The organism is Mesorhizobium sp. B3-2-1 (assembly GCF_006439515.1).
GTDB lineage: Bacteria > Pseudomonadota > Alphaproteobacteria > Rhizobiales > Rhizobiaceae > Mesorhizobium.
Map to the genome: position 1 here is coordinate 52,503 of NZ_VFTI01000032.1, position 18,138 is coordinate 70,640.

12 protein-coding genes, 1 tRNA gene and 2 pseudogenes are annotated in these 18,138 nt (G+C 58.3%); 4 read left to right on the forward strand and 11 right to left on the reverse strand.

Annotated elements, in window-relative coordinates:
* Positions 1–6 precede the first annotated feature (6 nt).
* From FJW08_RS26590 to FJW08_RS26610, 5 genes are all read right to left on the reverse strand, one after another.
* On the reverse strand, positions 7–2,034 hold the full coding sequence (locus tag FJW08_RS26590; RefSeq protein ID WP_140812934.1) for an aldo/keto reductase: 2,028 nt from the start codon (positions 2,032–2,034) through the stop codon (positions 7–9).
* Between the two features lie 36 nt (positions 2,035–2,070).
* Positions 2,071–3,150, reverse strand: coding sequence for a sn-glycerol-3-phosphate ABC transporter ATP-binding protein UgpC (gene ugpC, locus FJW08_RS26595; RefSeq protein WP_140812935.1), 1,080 nt, complete (start codon positions 3,148–3,150; stop codon positions 2,071–2,073).
* A gap of 8 nt (positions 3,151–3,158) precedes the next feature.
* Complete coding sequence (locus FJW08_RS26600; protein WP_027146569.1) at positions 3,159–3,995, reverse strand: carbohydrate ABC transporter permease; 837 nt, start codon at positions 3,993–3,995, stop codon at positions 3,159–3,161.
* A complete protein-coding gene (locus tag FJW08_RS26605; protein ID WP_140812936.1) occupies positions 3,992–4,852 on the reverse strand; it encodes a sugar ABC transporter permease in 861 nt (286 codons plus the stop codon). The genes FJW08_RS26600 and FJW08_RS26605 overlap by 4 nt, the downstream gene beginning before the upstream one ends.
* Positions 4,853–5,012: 160 nt before the next feature.
* The gene (locus FJW08_RS26610; protein ID WP_140758902.1) at positions 5,013–6,284 is read right to left on the reverse strand and encodes an ABC transporter substrate-binding protein; all 1,272 of its coding nucleotides are present in this window, start codon (positions 6,282–6,284) and stop codon (positions 5,013–5,015) included.
* A gap of 83 nt (positions 6,285–6,367) precedes the next feature.
* Here FJW08_RS26610 and FJW08_RS26615 point away from each other — a divergent pair, with 83 nt between their 5' ends.
* The 3 genes from FJW08_RS26615 (at position 6,368) to FJW08_RS26625 (ending at position 8,857) form a co-directional block, all read left to right on the forward strand.
* Positions 6,368–7,261, forward strand: a complete 894-nt coding sequence (locus FJW08_RS26615) for a helix-turn-helix domain-containing protein (protein WP_181178605.1) — start codon at positions 6,368–6,370, stop codon at positions 7,259–7,261.
* 171 nt (positions 7,262–7,432) lie between these two features.
* Positions 7,433–7,508, forward strand: a tRNA-Phe gene (locus FJW08_RS26620).
* 161 nt (positions 7,509–7,669) lie between these two features.
* Entirely contained in the window at positions 7,670–8,857 is a 1,188-nt protein-coding gene (locus tag FJW08_RS26625; protein WP_140812937.1) for an integrase arm-type DNA-binding domain-containing protein, read from the forward strand.
* 76 nt (positions 8,858–8,933) lie between these two features.
* Here FJW08_RS26625 and FJW08_RS26630 read toward each other — a convergent pair whose 3' ends face one another.
* A complete protein-coding gene (locus FJW08_RS26630; RefSeq protein ID WP_246682586.1) occupies positions 8,934–9,497 on the reverse strand; it encodes a hypothetical protein in 564 nt (187 codons plus the stop codon).
* A 99-nt stretch (positions 9,498–9,596) separates the two neighbouring features.
* Between FJW08_RS26630 and FJW08_RS26635 the strand changes: the two genes are divergently transcribed.
* Positions 9,597–9,815: a helix-turn-helix transcriptional regulator gene (locus FJW08_RS26635; protein ID WP_140812938.1), complete on the forward strand. Its 219-nt coding sequence runs from the start codon at positions 9,597–9,599 to the stop codon at positions 9,813–9,815.
* A gap of 88 nt (positions 9,816–9,903) precedes the next feature.
* Here the strand turns inward: FJW08_RS26635 and FJW08_RS26640 are convergent.
* The 5 genes and pseudogenes from FJW08_RS26640 to FJW08_RS26665 form a co-directional block, all read right to left on the reverse strand.
* Positions 9,904–10,957, reverse strand: a pseudogene (locus tag FJW08_RS26640) (IS3 family transposase); the annotation flags it as partial.
* Between the two features lie 182 nt (positions 10,958–11,139).
* A complete protein-coding gene (locus FJW08_RS26645; protein ID WP_140812939.1) occupies positions 11,140–12,393 on the reverse strand; it encodes a response regulator in 1,254 nt (417 codons plus the stop codon).
* A 442-nt stretch (positions 12,394–12,835) separates the two neighbouring features.
* The gene (locus FJW08_RS26655; RefSeq protein ID WP_140812941.1) at positions 12,836–16,333 is read right to left on the reverse strand and encodes a hypothetical protein; all 3,498 of its coding nucleotides are present in this window, start codon (positions 16,331–16,333) and stop codon (positions 12,836–12,838) included.
* 340 nt (positions 16,334–16,673) lie between these two features.
* The gene (locus FJW08_RS26660) at positions 16,674–17,297 is read right to left on the reverse strand and encodes a hypothetical protein (RefSeq protein WP_140812942.1); all 624 of its coding nucleotides are present in this window, start codon (positions 17,295–17,297) and stop codon (positions 16,674–16,676) included.
* 20 nt (positions 17,298–17,317) lie between these two features.
* Positions 17,318–18,138: pseudogene (locus tag FJW08_RS26665) on the reverse strand (hypothetical protein); the annotation flags it as partial.

Sequence of the window (18,138 nt, forward strand, 5' to 3'; positions counted from 1 at the left end):
GTTTAGTCAGGCCGCGTGCAGGCTGCCGCCGTCCAGCCACTCGAGTTCGGCAGGCGAAAGCGCGATGTCCAGCGCACGCAAGCTGTCGTCCAGTTCGCCCAGCGTGCGCGGCCCTATCAACGGAACCGACGGGAAAGGCTGATTGAGCACATAGGCCAACGCAATGTGGATCGGGCTCTTGCGCAGCCGTGCGGCGAGTTCGATCGCGCGGTCGCGGCGGCCGAAATTGCGCTCGGAGTACCAGACCCGAACCAGTTCCTCGCTGTCGCGCCTGTCGCGCCCGGCGCGGTCGGTGAAGAAGCCCCGCCCCTGGCTCGACCAGGCGAAGTTCGGCATCTGCCTGGACGTCAGCCAGGCTTTCCAATCATCGGTGGAGGAGGTGACGCAGCCGGCCCAGATCGGCTCCAGCATTTCGGCCAGCGAGAAGTTGTTGGAGAGCACGCCGGGCTTCTGCTTGCCGGTGCGCTCGGCATAGGCAATCGCCTCGTCCATGCGCTGCATCGTCCAGTTCGAGCCGCCGAACGGACCCCGAATGCGCCCGGCCTTGACCTCGCGGTCCATGGCGTCGACGAATTCGCCGACCGGCACGTCCGGATTGTCGCGATGCATGAAATAGACATCGACATGGTCGGTCTGCAGGCGGTCTAGCGACTGGGCAAGCTGCTTGGCGATCACGTCGGGATAGCAGAGCGGCGAATGCGCGCCCTTGGCGATGACGACCGACTGCTCGCGCACGCCACGGTTCCTCAGCCATTGGCCGAGCAGCGTCTCGGTGTAGCCGCCGCCATAGACATAGCCGGTGTCGAAGAGATTGCCGCCAGCCTCGAAGAAGGCGTCGAGCAGGATCGACCCGGAGGAAAAGGTGCGGAAATCCTCGAAGCCGAGCGCCACCACGGAGGCCGGCTTCGCCAGGCCCGGAATGGTGCGCTTGCCGATCGCGGTGCCGCCCGGGCGCAAGGGTCGCCCGGAGATGGTGTTGGTGCGCAGCGAGGCCTTCTCGATCTCATATTCCAGCCCCACCGCCGCGCGCCATCTGTCGAGCACGCGCAAGGTGCCGAGGCTGTCGGCCCAGCCCATGCCCGGCCAGGCGAATTCCTGGCGCCCGGCACGGATCGCCTCGCCGGCGGCATCGACCTCGAAGGAATAGACATGGCGCTTCTCGTTGACGCTGATGGTCTCGCGCGCGCCGTCGGCACCGATCACGTCGATCCGGCCGAGGCCGACATCGCGGTCGCCGCCGGCGAACCAGAAGTCCGGCACCTCGATACGCCCCTTGGTGCCGAGGATGCGCAGGACATTGTCCTGGTTGAGCGAGATGCTGCAGGAAACCTCGGCGACGACACCGCCGGGAAAATGCAGGACAGCGGAGGCCCACTCGTCGACGCCGGACTGGCCAAGATGGGCCGCGCCGGCCACCTTGTCGGGCTCAGCGAAGGGCGCTCCGATGGCGGCGCCGGCAATCAGCCGCACCATCGAAACGGGATAACCGCCGACGTCGAGGATGCCGCCGCCGGCGAGGTCGTTGGCATAGAGCCGGTGCCGCGGCATGAAACCAGGCATGGCGAAGCCGAAGCTCGACTTGATCATTCTGATTTCGCCAATGACGCCCGACTTGATCAGGTCGACCAGTTGCAGCGTCTGCGGATGCAGCCGGTACATGAAAGCCTCGCCGAGGAAGATGCCGGCCTTGCGCGCCGCATGCATCATGGCGTCGGCCTCGAAGGCGGTCAGCGCCAGCGGCTTTTCGCACAGCACATGCTTTCCGGCTTCCGCCGCCCTGATCGCCCATTGCGCATGACCGGGATGCGGGACCGCGATATAGACCGCGTCGATCTCAGGGTCGGCGAGCAGAGCGTCATAGCCATCGAGGACGCGGGCGCCGGGAAAGCTCTCGGCCAGGCCCGGCTTGCCGGGATTGCGCGCGCCGATGGCGACCAGTTTGCCGGTATGCGAACCGGCGACGCCGCCGGCAAAGGCCTTGGCGATGCCTCCCGGCCCAAGAATGCCCCAGCGAATGGGCGTGGTTGAAGTCATGTCATTCTCCTTGCGGGCTGGGAAAGGGGCGGCCGGTCAGCGCAGCCGCAGCCCTTTTTCGTCGAACAGGTAGGATTTGCGGATGGAAACGGTGACATCTGATGTCTCGGGGACTTTTGCCGCGTCGCGCTGGATCACCACGTCCTCGCCATGGGCCGTCCTGGCATAGAGAAAGCTCGTGCCGCCGAGGTGCTCGACCACGTCGATGGCGACGGTGAGGTCGGCGTCGCCCTCCCCCGCACTGCCGAAATGTTCCGGCCGCACGCCGACGATGACCTTGCTGCCCGGTTCGGGCGCGGCGCCTGTCAGCGGTTGGACGACACGGGTCTTCTCCTCGCCCGCCAGTTCGACCACAACGCCTTTTGCATCACGCCCGACAATGTGGGCCTTGATGAAGTTCATCTTCGGCGAACCGACAAAGCCGGCCACGAAGATATTGTCGGGATTGTCATAGAGATCGAGCGGCCGGCCGATCTGTTCGACATGGCCGCCGCGCAGCACGACGATCCGGTCGGCGAGCGTCATCGCCTCGGTCTGGTCGTGGGTGACATAGACCATTGTGGCGCCGAGTTCCTTGTGCAGCCTTGAGATCTCGACCCGCATCTGGACGCGCAGTTCGGCATCGAGATTGGAGAGCGGCTCGTCGAAAAGGAACACTTGCGGCTCGCGCACGATGGCGCGGCCGATGGCGACACGCTGGCGCTGGCCACCGGAAAGTTTCTTGGGGCGCCGCTCCATCAATTCGCTGATGCGCAGGATCTCGGCCGCGCGCTTCACCCGCCGCTCGGTGTCGGCCTTGGGGTTGCCGGTCATGCGCAGCCCGAAGGAGAGGTTCTGTTCGACGCTCATATGCGGATAGAGCGCGTAGGACTGGAACACCATGGCGATGCCACGGTCGGCCGGCTCGACATCGTTGACCACCTTGCCGCCGATGGCGATCTCGCCGCCGCTGATGTCCTCCAGCCCGGCGATCATCCGGAGCAGCGTGGACTTGCCGCAGCCCGACGGGCCGACGAAGACGACGAACTCGCCATCGGCGATGTCGATGTTGGCGCCATGGACGACCTCGAAGGCGCCGAAGCGCTTGGCGACATTTGTGAGTGTGACGGTGGCCATTCTGCTCCCTACTTGACCGCGCCGGCGGCGATGCCGGCGATGAAATGACGCTGCAGGAGCACGAAGACGATGAGCATCGGCACGGTCAGCATCACCGCGCCCGCCATGATGCCGCCCCACGATACTTTGGTCAGGCCGATCAGCGTGCCGAGCGCCACGGGTGCTGTCATCGAACCCGGCTGGCTGTTGATGAGCAGCGGCCACAGATAATTGTTCCAGGAGGCGAGGAACAGGATGATGCAGAGCGCGGCCAGCATCGGTCGCGCCAACGGCAAGGCGATGAAGACGAAGATGCGCCACTCCTTGACGCCCTCGACGCGGGCGGCATCGAACAGATCGTCCGGCATCATGGAAAAGCTCTGGCGCATGAACAGCACGCCAAGCGAATTGAACAGCGGCGGCACGATCAGCGCCACCCATGTGTTGGCGAGCTTGAAGTCGCGCGCCACCATGATGAATTGCGGGATCAGCACCACCGCATAGGGCAGCGTGATGGTGCCCAGGATGATGGCGACGACCACGCTTTTGCCGAAGAACTGGTAGCGGGCCAGCGCCCAGCCGGCCATCGATGTCAAAAGCACCGACAGGACGGTGTAGGTCACCGCCACGCAAACGGAGATGATGATGGCGCCGACGAAGTCGGTGTCGCGCTGCAGATTGTTGAAATTGTCGATGAAATTGCCGTGCGGCAACAGTTCGATGCCGGGGCTGAAGATGCCGTTGTCGGGCATGGTCGAGAACACCACCATCATCCACAGCGGAAACAGCCAGATCAGCGCCAGCGGCGTGAGGAAGAGGTGCAGCGCGATGCTTCGTTTCAGTCTTGCCGATGAGAGTGAGCTCATTTCGGTTCCCTCGTCAGCCACAGCTGCACCAGCGTGATGGCGATCGCGAGACCCGCCATGGTGTAGGCGACGGCCGAGGCATAGCCGAAGTTGAGCGAGCGGAAACCCTGGCGGTAAAGCAGCAGGCCGAGCGTCTCGGTGCCACCGCCCGGCCCGCCACGCTCGGTGATCAGGAACGGCTCGGTGAACAATTGCATGGTGCCGATGATCGACAGCACGGCGCAGAAGACGATGACCGGCTTCAACAGCGGCAGGGTGATGTGGAAGAATTGCTTGAGCTTGCTCACCCGGTCGAGCGTCGCCGCCTCGTAGACATCGTCGGGAATGGATTGCATGCCGGCCAGCAGGATAATGGCGTTGTAGCCGGCCCAGCGCCAGGTCACCGCGATCATGATCAGCGCCATGGCCGGCGTGACATTGGAGAACCAGTCGATCTTGGGCAGGCCAATGCTGTTCAGGAGCTTGTTGACGATGCCGAAATCGAGGCTGAACATCAGCCGGAACACCGCCGAATAGGCGACCTCGCCGACGACGACCGGGGCGAAGAAGGCGAAGCGGTAGAGGCCGCGCGCCTTGAGCAACGGCGAATTCAGCAGCACCGCCATTACCATGGCCAGCGCGATCATCACCGGAACCTGGATGACAAGGATGAGCAGCGTGTTCTTCAGCGCGTTGAAGAAGGCAGGGTCGCCGATCAGCCGGCCCCAGTTGAAGCCGGGTGCGAAGCGCCACGGCACGGTGCGCGTCGCCTGGAACGAGATCAGGAACGAGGAGATGATCGGCCACACCCAGAAGATGGCGAAGATCAGGAGATAGGGTGTGAGGAAGCGATAGGCCGTGGCATTGCGGTTGCGCATCTTTTCTCCTCCTCCTTTCTGCTTTTCTGGTTTGTGCAGGCGGCAATTGCCGAAGTAGGCGCCGCCCCTCATCCGCCTGCCCGTCCTCCGCAGCAGCTGCGGAGAGTGGACCGGCACCTTCTCCCCTTATAGCGACGGGGAGAAGGAAGCTGTCAGCACCTCAGGATTTGACAGGCAGCCCAGTCGCCGAGGCGATCTGGCTGGCGGCATCGTCGAGTGCCGCCTTGGCGTCGGGATAGCCGCCGGCCAGATATTTGGTCTGCACGGCGCGCACGATGATCTCGGCATCGCTCTGGAACTGCGTGCCGCGGCTCGGAACAACCTTGGGCAAAGTGCCCAGAATATCCTTCCACACCGCCTGGCCGCCCCAGTAGGGCAGGCCCTGGCTGACATAGGGGTCGTTCAGGGCCGAGACCAGCGAGGGGACGAGACCGAACTCCTTCAGCATGGTGATCTGGCCTTCATTGGTGCCGAGCGTGTATTTCAAATACTCGTAGGCGGCTTCCTTGTTCTTCGACGCCGAGGTGATGGCGAGCGAGGAGCCACCGAGATTGGCGGCGCGCGGGCCGTCCGCGGTCAGGCTCGGCATCAGGTAGACGCCCCATTTGCCGTTTTCGCCGGCCGACTCGGTGCGGATGGTGCCCTCATACCAGCCACCATAGACCTGGGTGGCAACGGTTCCGGCGGTGTTGTTGGTGATCTTGGTGCTCCAGTCGGCCGAAGAGACGATGCCGGCGTCCTTCATCTCCTTGACCTTGGTCATGGCGTCGACGCATTTGGGCTGGTTGACCGTGATCGACTGGCCATCCTCGGCAAAATAAGCGCAGCCCTGTTCGTTGGAGATCATGCGGAAGAATTCACTGTCGCCGTTGAAATCGGCGTTGGTCATCGAGACCCCCGGATTGGCGGCCTGGATCTTCTTGCCGGCGGCGATGAAATCGTCCCAGGTCTTGATCGATGCCGGATCGACGCCGGCCTTCTCATAGAAGTCGCGGCGATAGAAGGCGGCGACCGGGCCGGAATCCCACGGCATCGCATAAGCCTTGTCGCCGACTTCGAGTTCGGTGCGCTTGAAATCGGGGAATTTCTTCTGGTCCTCAGCCGTGTAGCCCAGCGTGTGCAGGTCGACGAAACAGTCGGGGAACTGGCTCCAGTAATTCTCGGCCTCGCCATTCTCGATGGTGACGATATCGGGCAGGCCGACGCCACCGGCCGCGCATCCGGCGATCGACTTGTCATAGGTCGGCTGGTTGCCGAGATCCTGGACCGTGACCTTGATGTCGGGATGCAGCTTGTTGAAGCCGGCAACCGTTGCTTTCAGGGATGAAGCGGCGATATTCCAGCTCCAGATCGTGATTTCGCCGGATTGTGCGAAAGCCGGGGCGGAGCCCAGGGCAAGCGCTAGCGCGGCGCAGGACAGTGTGATGCGCATTGAAATCCTCCCATTTCATTTGCTCTCTCTGCGAGCGTGGCTAGACTAGGCACCGGCAAAGGCCTGTCCCTGACAGAGGGAATATGAAATTGGCGGAAAGTAAGATGTCTGACAGGCCGTTTTACCAGCCCGGCGCCAGCAGCGTGGAAGGCCTGCCGCTGCTGTTACAGATGTTCCACACCAATCCGCTGGTGATGCTCAAGCCGCACTGGCACGCCCAGGTCGAGGTGAATTTCATCGTCCGCGGCACCGTCCACTACCGCATGAACGAGCACCAAATAGCGCTTTCGGCCGGCGAGATGTGCCTGTTCTGGGGCGGCCTGCCGCACCAGATGGACGATTTGAGCGACGACGCCGTCTATGCCGGCGCGCATCTGCCACTGGTGCACTTCTTTCGCCTGCATTTGCCGGCGGACGTACGCCACCGGCTGATGACGGGTGCGACGCTGGTAACCAGCGCCACCGATCAATCCGACAACGACAATTTTGCCCGCTGGAACCGCTATGCCCGCTCTGGCGATCCGGCCAAGGCCGAGCACGCCGTCAACGAACTCCTGCTCAGGCTGGAGCGGGTGCGGTTCGAGCCCTACCGGCTGGTGCCGGGAAACGCCGCCGGGCAGGAAGGGGGCACTCCCTTCGACCAGCAGTCGTCGCGCAATGTCGGGCGTATGTGCGATTTCATCGCCGAGAATTTCCTCTACGACATCGATTGCATGAACATAGCGGCGGCCGCCGACATCCACCCGAAATACGCCATGAGCCTGTTCAAGAAATCGACCGGCATGACGCTCAACGAATATGTCAACCTGTTGCGGCTGAGCTACGCGCAGGCGCTGTTGATGCATCAGGACGCCAATGTGCTGCGCGTCGCCATGGATTCAGGCTTCGGCTCGCTTAGCGCCTTCAACAAATCCTTCCGCAAGCTGGCCGGCATGACGCCGTCCGACTTCCGCAAGGGACTGGCAAGCGCCAGATAGGCGTGCGCACGGCATGGAAACAGGCCCATCGGACGGCATTTCTTTTCCTCAAGGAAATCCACATCTGGGCGCTGGACAGGCCGAATTCCCGTGCTATAACCCACGCGCTTTCAAGGGGCGCCACGGCGTCGCCATGAAATCCGGAACACGAGTTTTCGTTAGCCGGAGCAGGCCCAGATAGCTCAGTTGGTAGAGCAGCGGACTGAAAATCCGCGTGTCGGTGGTTCGAATCCGCCTCTGGGCACCATTTCACTTTCCCATCGCTTCTCACGACGTCTCACCAATCAATACAAATCAATCACTTAGCCTAGTTTGGCGGTTTATGGTGACCCACCGCGTACCGTTGCAACGCATCGGTTTGTGGGTAACGATTTAGGCGTTACCCATTACCCGGGAGGTCCGTTACCCATGTCTCTCTCCGACTTCGCCTGCAAGAACGCTAAGCCCAAAGACAAGCCGTATCGTGTTGCCGATGGCGACGGGCTTTATCTCCTCGTCCGGAACAACGGCTCCAAACTCTGGCAACTGCGGTACCGCTACCTGGAGAAGGAAAATATCCTCTCCTTTGGAAAGTACCCGCTGGTGTCACTTCTCGACGCGAGAGGAAAGCGCGACGACGCTAAGAGGCTGTTGATCGCCGGCATCAACCCCTCCACCAAACGCAAAGAGGAGAAGACTGCCGCCATCACGGAAGCACGCACCACCTTCGCCTTGGTCGCCGAGGAGTACGTCACGCGGATGGAGGAACGGGATGCTGCGGCGGCTACCGTCACCAAAACCAAATGGCTCCTGGAAGATCTGGCCGGCCCACTCGCCAAACGCCCCATCAACGAGATCACTCCAGCCGAGATTTTCCAACTCCTCCAGAAGATCGAAAAGAGTGGTCGAAGAGAGACAGCGCGGCGTTTACGCGGCGTGATAGGCAGCGTCTTCCGCTTGGCCATTGTCACCTTACGGGCAGAAGCCGACCCAACCCTACACCTCCGGGGCGCTCTCCAGCCGCCGAAAGTCAACGGTCGTGCCGCTATCACCGATGAAAAGAAGTTCGGAAAGCTTCTGATGACGGTCGGCGAATACGACGGCTGGCCAACCATCAAAGCCGCCCTCCAGTTTCTTGCCCTCACCTGTGTCCGCCCCGGCGAAGTACGGGGCGCTACGCGCGACGAGTTCGACCGAAAGAAGGCCGTCTGGCATATTCCGGCCGAGCGCATGAAGATGCGTGCTCCGCACGACGTACCACTGTCCAAACAGGCGCTTTCGGTCTTGGAAGAGGTCTGGCAGCTCTCGGAGGACGGCGGCCTGGTCTTTCCTTCGATCCGCTCCACAAAACGGCCGCTTTCCGAGAACGCCATGAACGCCGCGCTACGACGTATGGGCTACGGAAAGGACGAAGTGACCGCCCATGGTTTCCGGGTGACCGCCAGCACCATCCTCAATGCCCGCGACTACGATCCAGACGTGATTGAAACTGTCCTGGCGCACCAGGACAAGAACGCCATCCGGCGGACCTACAACCGAGCGACCTATTGGGAGCAGCGGGTCACGCTAATGCAGGAATGGGGAGATCTGCTAGACGCGTTAAAGGCGAGCCATTAGTCTTAAACGCGTTCCACGATCAGATCGCTGTTTTCCGTGTTGGCGTTGACCGCGCCGATATAGGTACTTGAGCCGTTCACCCGTGCGCCTCCAAGGCCGCGACGAGCTTGGTTGCTTCTTTCCGATGTCGTGCCACATCCGCGCGGGTAGCGGCCCGGTTTAACCGGTAGGCCGGCAGATCCCCAGCAATCGCCTTCAGGTCGCTAAGAACGGATGCGACATGCGGCCATGGAAAATCCGTCGGGTCGCCAATGTCCCGGTCGGCGCCAACAATCATTTCCAGTTTTGCCACGATACCCACGAGAGACTGAGCCGCGATGTCGGGAATCGCATCCTGAAATCGGAGCGCCTCGGTCATCGCAAACACCTCGGCCTCGCGAACCACCGCATATTCCGATCCCTCCTCCGACGCGGCCACCGAAGTTCGACGCGTTTTCGGTTCTCCATCGGTCAATACCGGAATTCCGGGATTTACCATCATTCGCGTCTCCAACCGCTGCTGCACCCGACACAGGACCAGCGACACGTGGCGAGCGCGGTGCCAGTCGGTCCACAAGCTCAAAGCAGGATCATTTGCATTCTGAATGGCAGCGGCCCGAGCGATGGGCTCAGAGAACGTGGGTGTGGTCTGTGGCAGCATCGAACACCTCCTAACCAATTCCGGCACGGTCATTCGACCGATCCGAAAATACATACTATAGTTGATAAACTTAAAGTATGTAAACGGCGAATGTGGCGCATGGATATGCGTCAACTGGTCGGAAGGAACTTTGCCCGACTTCGGAGGGAGAAAGGCCTGACGCAGGAGCAGGTGGAAGCCCGGTCGGGCTACAGCCAGCAATACCTAAGCAGTCTGGAACGTGGTCGACGCAATCCTACCGTTATTACCCTTCTCGAACTGTCCCAGGCGCTGGGTGTCAGCCATGTCGAATTAGTAAAGCCGGATGAAGACAGCTAGCGCTGTTTAGCGTGCCGGCCATAAATCGCCTGCGCGCTTGGCCGCTCGCGAGCGCGCGCCCAAGCACGCCTGACCTGCCACTGAACTGTCATCCAGCTGCGATTAGAGCCTCGACCGTTTTTGTTACGCCTTGTGGCGCGGGTTGAGCAACCGGCGGAGGCGCGGAGTCTTCGATTAGCGCAGCGTCGGAGCCGGTTGCGGTGATGACCTCGGCATAGGCTGCCGGGGTCTGGTATCGGAGCGAGGAATGTGGCCTGGCGGTGTTGAAGTCCTCCCTCCATTCGGCGATGGCACTGCGGGCGTGATCCAGGCCGAAGAAAAGGCTCTCGTTCAGGAGCTCATCGCGCATCCGTCCATTGAATGACTCGAAATAGCCGTTCTACATCGGCTTGCCCGGCGCGATGTAGTGCCATTCCACCCGATGATCCTTCGCCCAGGCGAGAATAGCGTTCGAGGTGAACTCGGTGCCGTGGTCGGATACGATCATGCCGGGCTTGCCGCGGTTGGCGATCAGTTCCGTCAGTTCACGCGCCACCCGGCGGCCGGAGATCGACGTGTCCGGGATCGCCACCAGGCATTCGCGCGTCACGTCGTCGACGATGTTGAGCACCCGGAACCGCCGGCCGAAGGCGAACTGGTCATGGACGAAATCCAACAACCAGCGCGCGTTCGGCTTTGCCTCGACCAGGATCGGCGCCCGCGGGCCGACCGCTCGCCGCCTTGCCCGGCGCTTGCACACCGTCAGGCCCTCCTCGCGGTAGAGCCGATAGATGCGGTTGACCCCAGATGCCTCGCCCTCGCGCCTGAGCAGGATGAACAGCCGCCGGTAGCCGAAGCGTCGGCGCTCGTTGGCGAGGTCACGCAGCCGACCACGCAGCTCCGTCTCGGGCGGACGCCGGGACTGGTAGCGGATCATCTTGCGATCAGCGCCCACAAAGGAACAGGCCCGACGCTCCGACAAGCCCATGACGGCCTGCAGATGCGCAACGGCTTCGCGCTTGGCGGCGGGCCCTACCATTTTTTGACAGCAGCTCACGCAGCGCTGAGGCTTCGAGCATCTGGTCTGCGAGCAGCTTCTTCAGCTTGGCATTCTCGTCTTCCAAGGCCTTCAGGCGCTTGGCGTCGGACACGTCCATCCCGCCGGGCGTCGCCTATGTATATGCGCCGGACCGAAAGGCCGAGCGTCCGATCGCTCGCTGGCCTACGCCGCCGTGGCGCGCTGAACCCGCGTCGAGCGTTCGGAAAGGCCGCGGCCTGAGAACATTACCATCCATCGTCAAATTACACGCGCGAGTTTGCCACCGCGTCCAGCTGAGCAGCGTGTCTAGTCGTCAGAATAATCAGATTCACAAACCATTGCTCGGAACGCTAGTTCTCGAATGAAACTTGCGCTGGTGTACGCGGCGAACCTCTGGGCTTTCCCGTCTTTGTCCTCTTCGCCAAAATCACAAACCGACTTAGCCGCGACAGCAATCGGCCGAGGTGCACTTGCTAACTCGGCCGCTGAAAGCACAGCGTAGATTTCCATCTCAACACCAATGAGATTCTTATGCTGAAGCTTAATCGCATCCATTGCTGCCTTCCGCTGCAGGACCGACGCACCGCTGGCAACGGCCTCAATTAGAACCTTTGGCTTGTTCTCTGGTCGTCCTTCGTGCCAGCCCAAATACAACTCTTCCAACCAGGTCGCGTCAGAGGAAATGTCCTTTGCAACTTTACGAAGATCAGGGTTGAGTCGCCATGGATAGGGAGCAGCAGCGAACATCGCTGCACCGTTCTTACCAGTCGTAACTTTTCCACTCCCCCAATCCCAACACGGATCAGCGACTAGAATATCCCCCAAGCCGGTCTTCTCTCTAACACCAGCGCAGATGCCGCACATCGCCAAATATTTTGGTCGAAAATTTTCGATTAGCCTAGTCGCGACGATTGCAGAGTTTACCAAGCCCATCTTTGTCGCAGCAACTAGGACTACATCTATCTCACGCTTACCGGATCTAAATTTTCCTTTGAAGTACCGCGTCGGGTCGTGAGGCACAGACACCTGCTGGGATTCCTCAAGCAAAGCCAGAACGCTCTCCAGCTCTACGTCTTCCAGGCCCACTACGATGCCCAAAGTCGAATGAAACGAGTTGCCATCTGTGACCGGCGGCAATCGCTTACCTTTTATTATAAACTCAGTAGCCAACTTTAGCGCAACGCTCCAATCGGCCTCGTCCGGAGCAAACCTCAGAACTTTCCAGAGCGGGTTGATGAAGCCTTTCTTGGCCTCTTTTATCCCGTCCTCGTATGCGGAGAGCCCGATGACGTAAGTTGGTATGTTATAAACCGGTTTGGAGTAGACTGCCTTTAGAATTTCCAAGCCGCCGCCTGTCCTTATGTGTCGGTCCGTCCGGCTTGGGATGTTAATATCTAGAACCATCAAGTCGAAATAGGTTCTCTTTAAAGCCTGCTTGGCCTCTACCTCGGAGGAGCATCGGGTGATCGATTCTGGGCCGACACCGCTAACTTCCATGAGAGCAGTAGAGACTAACCTTGCTTTCTCAGGTTCGTCCTCAACCAACAGTATTTTTATCATTGGCCGCCTCCGATAAGATGATCAAGTTCAGCCTCCCACGCGTTGGACGTAGCGTGATAGTGCGCCATGCCCCGAAAAAGTTGGGGGAACTCAAGTTCGCATTGGGCTTTCAGTTGGTCGTAGCTGACACTCTCGTCAGCTTCGCCAAAGCTCTCGAACTGCGTTACGATGACGACTGGGCAGGTGCGACCCTTCCGCGCCATCTTGCGCATTAAATCGCGCCCTCCCATAGATCTCGGCCGGCCCTCACGTCGACGCGGACCCGGATCGAATGTGGGTATGGTCATATCTAGTATGATTAGGTCAGGCAGTTTTGATTCCACTGCTTTGAGGCCAGACTGATAGGACCTAAAGCGCTCGATGGATGAGCCATTGATCCTTTCAGCCAGATAGGAGCTAATTCGCGCCGCCTTCAACTCGTCATCTTCGATCAAGTAAACAATCATGCAAAGATACCAGCCGAATCCATGCTAATAGAAGTAGTGAACGTACGGCTATCGTGAACATGCATACTCGCGCCGTGAGTTGTCCTAATAGTATATTCCGCTGTTCTCCAAATCTTTGAAAGGCCAGAGCCACCCTCGGTTCTAACGCGCTCAATGGCTGATTTCGCTGAATATCTGGCAACCGCCTCTGCGGCCAATGTCCTGCGCTCATTCAAATCGATATGGTCTGCCAGGCCATTGGATACGGATATCTTTAGGCCGTCATCATCTTGCTTTACATCTATAACCAAGTCTCGCGACTCGCTACTACCACAATGGATTATCGCATTCTGCAAAAGGATGAAAATTACTTCAATGAATCCAAATACCTTTCGGCCACCAACCTCTCGAAACTCCGCAATTTCTTTCCCTAGGACAATCTTCTGACCGCCGAAGCAGCTGCGAATCTCGCTCTCCGCGACATCAACAATGACGTCGAACGCGTATGGTTCGTCGTCGATTCTGCTTGGGACTCTGAACCAATCCGCTATACCACCAACCGCACTGTGGAAATCAGTGCGAGCCTTCGCCACGGCATCCGCAAGTTCTGCGATATTCTCTCGGGCAACAATTGCCTCCAGGTCGTGGCTCAACATATCAAGGTATCTCAAGGCCTCGTGTGCGAAGTCCCCCGTTAGGTGCTGCCGAATGCCCTCCATGGCCAGGGAAGCTTGGCGCCACGCTGCCTCGAACAGTAGTCCCACGAACTCGTCGAACTGTGTGTCTGCGTCAATTGACTTAGCCACTTCACCCAGCACCTCGTCCACTTCCGAGAAACGGAACAGTCCTTCTGGCTTCCGATCGCTATGCACGTGGAGCAATTCGTCGTTCGTATGATTGAAAAGCTTGTCAACACGCTCAGCGAAACGCGACAGCAGTTCGTTGACACGCCGGCGGATCGTCTCATCCAACGCCGCATGACGAGTCATCCAAAACTCGTTGTTCTCGTAAACCTTCGTGATTTTGTCTCGGGGCGTTACGAGATGCTTTTCAGCCAAGCTACTCCTAATCTGACCCACAAAGGTGCCATGTCGCACATTCGCGCTCAGATTCGTGTCAAGGCCGTATTCGGGGCTAAAGAGAAATCGATCAAGCAGTGCCTCATACATGTCTCTCAGGAGGCCGAGGCGCTCAGTCGAGGGGAGCTTCAGGCGCTTGAAGTCTGAAGCTGCCTTGCTGCTCTCCAGGGTGTCGCGGGTCTCCAGCAGCTTTCCCATCCTGAACGTGATCTGTTCGGCTTGGAAATTTACATCGGGCGACTTCAGCAAAGCCTTATACCGGTTGAACCCATCAAGGAGTGGGCCGTGCAGAAGCTGAGCGATACCCGCTTCGTCGACATACATCTTACTATCGGATATCTTTCGTCTAAGTGATATCATCTTTGAGGACCGGGTAATGTTTCTTATCTCGCTGGAATATGAGGCCTTGTTGTTATCGTCATTCGCCACCAGCCACCCGCATATCTTGATTCTCTCTTCGTCTATATCGTCCATATCGCGGAAATTAGTGCAATCTTCCATGGTCCGCACCGTACAGACGTGCGCTAGAAAGTATATCAGCTCACTACGACCAACAGAAGCGCCTGACGATAGTAGCTGAGATGGGCGCTCAACACCTCGTTCGTCGAGAGCATCTTCGAATGCGTCAGATAATAGAGGTTCGAACGGGAGCGAGAAATACCTTATCGCTAAGCTGAGAAGATTGCAGTAAAGCAACTTGTCCGAAACAAATACCGCGTCATCCTTAATCAACGACACCAAGCGGCCGATATCATATTGAGATATGGATGTATTTTGTTCATGAAAACTGTCAAGAACGAGCTTTAGGCATGCTTCCAACTCGCCCATCTCTATGAGAGCTTTGAAAAGATACGCTCGCGCTGATAGCTTAGTCAATAAATTAGCATCGTCACAATTCTCTCTAAAGCGTTGCGCAGCCAAAGGAAAACTTCGATGGGACATAGCCAGTTGGCCTAGATAATCCCGCTTTCTTTCCAATGGAATGTCAAGACCGGCAATCTCCTGCTCGCCAGCGTCCCTCTGTTCGTTGGATAGCGCCATTCTCAAACGGTAGGATACCGAGTCTGCGGCGCGTTCCGCTACAATACGCGGTGCATGTGATGAGATTGCCTTCAATATATCGTAATGCCACGGATTGAGCAGCGGACTAGATAGAGCCCATAGCTTATCCAGGTCTGTGTAGTTGGAGCCAGGTCCAAATGCGTGCGTTCTCTTTGAAAACGCGAGCAATTGGATCCCAAAGAGCATGTGGCCATGATTGAGCGCCAACTTGTCCGCGCGACCGAACGCTTGTTCGTAGTCGTCGCCCATGCAAGTGATGTCATCCATCGCGCCAAGCGCTTTAGCCGCCGAGCAATCTGCTGGAATTTTTAAATTGTAAGGCTGGTCCATGTGGCGGCTTCCTCGAACAAAGAGTTCAAGGAGCGGCGTTTCAGCGGCCCTACCGGTGATGATGCCTGCAGCGTCCGACACGGCCAGCGCGTACTCACCAGATGTGTACGCATCAAAGCCCTTAAGCTGCGTCCTCAACTGCAATTCTTCTTCGGGTCCTATCACCTTTCCATGCAGGAGGCGCAACGTATTGGCAAAGCAATCAGGAATGTCCGCCAATTGATCAAGGGCCTTACCAATCAAAGAATGATACAGGTCGAAATTTCTCGCAGAAAGAACGAGGAGCACCCGTACCAAAACTTGATAGCGATCTATGAGAGACGTATTCTCAGCCGCATGAACAGATAAGAATGGATTCTTCAGAACTCCGACCGACAGCGGATTTATCAAATAGCGGAAGACTGCCGTTAGACGCTCCGTGAAGCCCAGCCCCTCAAGGCCCTCTGCCATCTCGTCCATCAAATGTGCAGAGACATGTGGCTCCGCTTTCAAGCTGTAAACGTAGCAGAAATAAGCAACCCAGGGGTTGATCCCCTCCGTTGAAATTAGCTCAGATAGAAACTCTTTCTGCAGTGCGAGGCCACCTTCGGCCTGCAGAAGTTGAAACTTATTATCAAGGTACCAAAAGGAATACCCAAATTTCTCAAAGATAGATTGGAGAACTTCCTTTGCGGTGACGATGTTTCCAACAAGAAAAGCGTTATTAAAGAAATTGCGGAGATCAACAAATTCCCTGAGAGACCCGGAATGCTTCCCACATATTCGCGCTGTCCATATAATGTCCGACTCTTCGTTAGGCGTGTGCAGAGGTAGCGCGGAGCCTAGTACGGATATTGCCTTCGGGAATAACGTCTTCTGCAATACTCCTCTGAAGACAGCATTGTCGTATAGGCGATCCAAGAACTGTGGCGCCAGTGCAGGCGCCATTTTTGAACGAGCTTTGGTAATGCCGCGCGTGAGATTTGCCGACGAATGTATAATCCTCGTCAGATCACGGATCGGATCGGGCAGAGCTTTTTTACGTTTAGTTCTGTTTTTTGCCATCCCAATGCGGGCGACAAGCCCGACCCCATTTTGCCTAGTGCCCGACTAGAGTCGATATCTACGATTCTATCAATGGACAAGTGCTGGCTTTGGGCAGGGCGGCTTTAGATGTCGATGAAACGAAAAGCCATTCACAATTGGCGTCGTCGTGCAAAGTCTCTGCTCACTAGAGATGAGACCGATATTATCCCCCGAGCCGCGCTTGATGTGGCCGCCGGGCAACTAAGGTGTCCCCCGAAAAGGTGCGCTCACTGGCGATGACGGAACGGTGGGGTATCGCCTTCGCCGTGGAAGGACAAAGATGAACATGAAGACGTTTCCGATCTGAATGCGCCCCGAATTATGCGACCTTGTCAGCCTTGCGCGCCAGCACCGTTGTCACGAAGCGAACCCCATACGTTGCCGCTGCATGACGGACAATCAAAAACTGCGCCAGCAAAACTGCGCAATAGATGAGCGACACCCTGAGGGATTGCACCAGGAAAAAGGAAGCCGTTCCAAAGCCGAGGAAGAATAGGAATGAGAATGCCGCATAGTCACGCGTGAATAGAAATTCCCTGTGTGACTGGACGACCGCAGGGTCTTTCTCAGTGTCCTTGTAGAGCCTATACCAAGCCCGATTTTCCTCGCTTGGCGTACTCGGAAAATCTCCCCCCATGGTCTTTCTAATTCGGGCCATATCTATCCGAGGATCTCCCGGTCCATGTTTGCTGAAGGCTCGATGACCCGGCAAGGCAAAGTGCCATCTTAGAAACACCAGCCGCGCTTTCGCTGCGGCGTTTAGGAGGCCGTTAGCGATTGATGTAACGATCAGCGCCAAGCCTACAGGCAAGAGGTTTGCAGCCCCTTCTACGAGGCCTTTGATGCCTGATACGGCGATGGCGTCGGATTGTGCGACTGCATAGAATAACGCGAAATTCGCAGCGATTGTAAGCCAGAGTTGCCAACGGTTCTGGTCTTTCAACGAGCGCGGAGGTCCGTCCGTCACGTGTATTCCTCGACTTGGGCATAGAATGGCAGGTTTTCTGCGTCGCCATATCCCTCACGCTTCGGAAAGCCGCCCCAGTGAATTTTTCCGGTGCCTTGGGTCGCAACTATATATCCCCCGCGTCGCTTGAAGGCATTGAGAACGATCCGACGGGGATGCTTCACGTCGTCCTTAGGTGCCGAAACAAAAGCACTGAACCGCGTGGGGGTACCCTCCGGCTGAATCTCCCCCAAGAGACGTGTCAAGATTGTTGGTCCGACATTCCGGCGGCTTCCATGATGAGGGATCTGAACAAAGCTGAAACTCTTAAGGGGCAGGCCCAAGCTCTCGGCATAGTTTGCGGCCCATCGTAGGCCATTTGTTCCGGTGTCGGCGGTGAGCAGCACGCGGGCATCATCGTCAAACGAACCGTAGAGCACGACGCTCGATTCGTTACTTGCGCTTGTGATGCCGCCATCGCGCAGCCGTTCATCCTCCCAGGTTTCAGTCGTCCAACTTTGCATCGCGGCCTTTGCTGCCTCTAGCAGCTTGCGAGCGAGAGACTCCTTACCCAGCCACATGTGAGCAGCTTCAATCGTCGCCTGATTAGCACTACTTTGGCAGTTTAGGTTTGAGGGCGTGTGCGGGCAGCTTCTGACAGTGAGGACATCTGCGGGGTGGCGATCGCGTGAAGAGGTCGAGAATGGCTTGTCTAACAGCTGGCATGCTCGGTTGTGGCGGTGGTCCGCCGACTCTTTTTTTTTCGTCCCGCTGCTTTGAGGCGGCGGGCTTGGAGAAAGGCGTAGGCGATCATGGTCATCAAGGCATGTCGATGTAA

Coding starts and splice junctions, on each gene's coding strand:
- FJW08_RS26590 (WP_140812934.1), bottom strand. CDS start 2,034: ATGACTTCAACCACGCCCATTCGCTGGGGCATTCTTGGGCCGGGAGGC.
- FJW08_RS26625 (WP_140812937.1), top strand. CDS start 7,670: ATGTCTCTCTCCGACTTCGCCTGCAAGAACGCTAAGCCCAAAGACAAG.
- ugpC (WP_140812935.1), bottom strand. CDS start 3,150: ATGGCCACCGTCACACTCACAAATGTCGCCAAGCGCTTCGGCGCCTTC.
- FJW08_RS26630 (WP_246682586.1), bottom strand. CDS start 9,497: ATGCTGCCACAGACCACACCCACGTTCTCTGAGCCCATCGCTCGGGCC.
- FJW08_RS26635 (WP_140812938.1), top strand. CDS start 9,597: ATGGATATGCGTCAACTGGTCGGAAGGAACTTTGCCCGACTTCGGAGG.
- FJW08_RS26615 (WP_181178605.1), top strand. CDS start 6,368: ATGAAATTGGCGGAAAGTAAGATGTCTGACAGGCCGTTTTACCAGCCC.
- FJW08_RS26610 (WP_140758902.1), bottom strand. CDS start 6,284: ATGCGCATCACACTGTCCTGCGCCGCGCTAGCGCTTGCCCTGGGCTCC.
- FJW08_RS26605 (WP_140812936.1), bottom strand. CDS start 4,852: ATGCGCAACCGCAATGCCACGGCCTATCGCTTCCTCACACCCTATCTC.
- FJW08_RS26645 (WP_140812939.1), bottom strand. CDS start 12,393: ATGATAAAAATACTGTTGGTTGAGGACGAACCTGAGAAAGCAAGGTTA.
- FJW08_RS26655 (WP_140812941.1), bottom strand. CDS start 16,333: ATGGCAAAAAACAGAACTAAACGTAAAAAAGCTCTGCCCGATCCGATC.
- FJW08_RS26600 (WP_027146569.1), bottom strand. CDS start 3,995: ATGAGCTCACTCTCATCGGCAAGACTGAAACGAAGCATCGCGCTGCAC.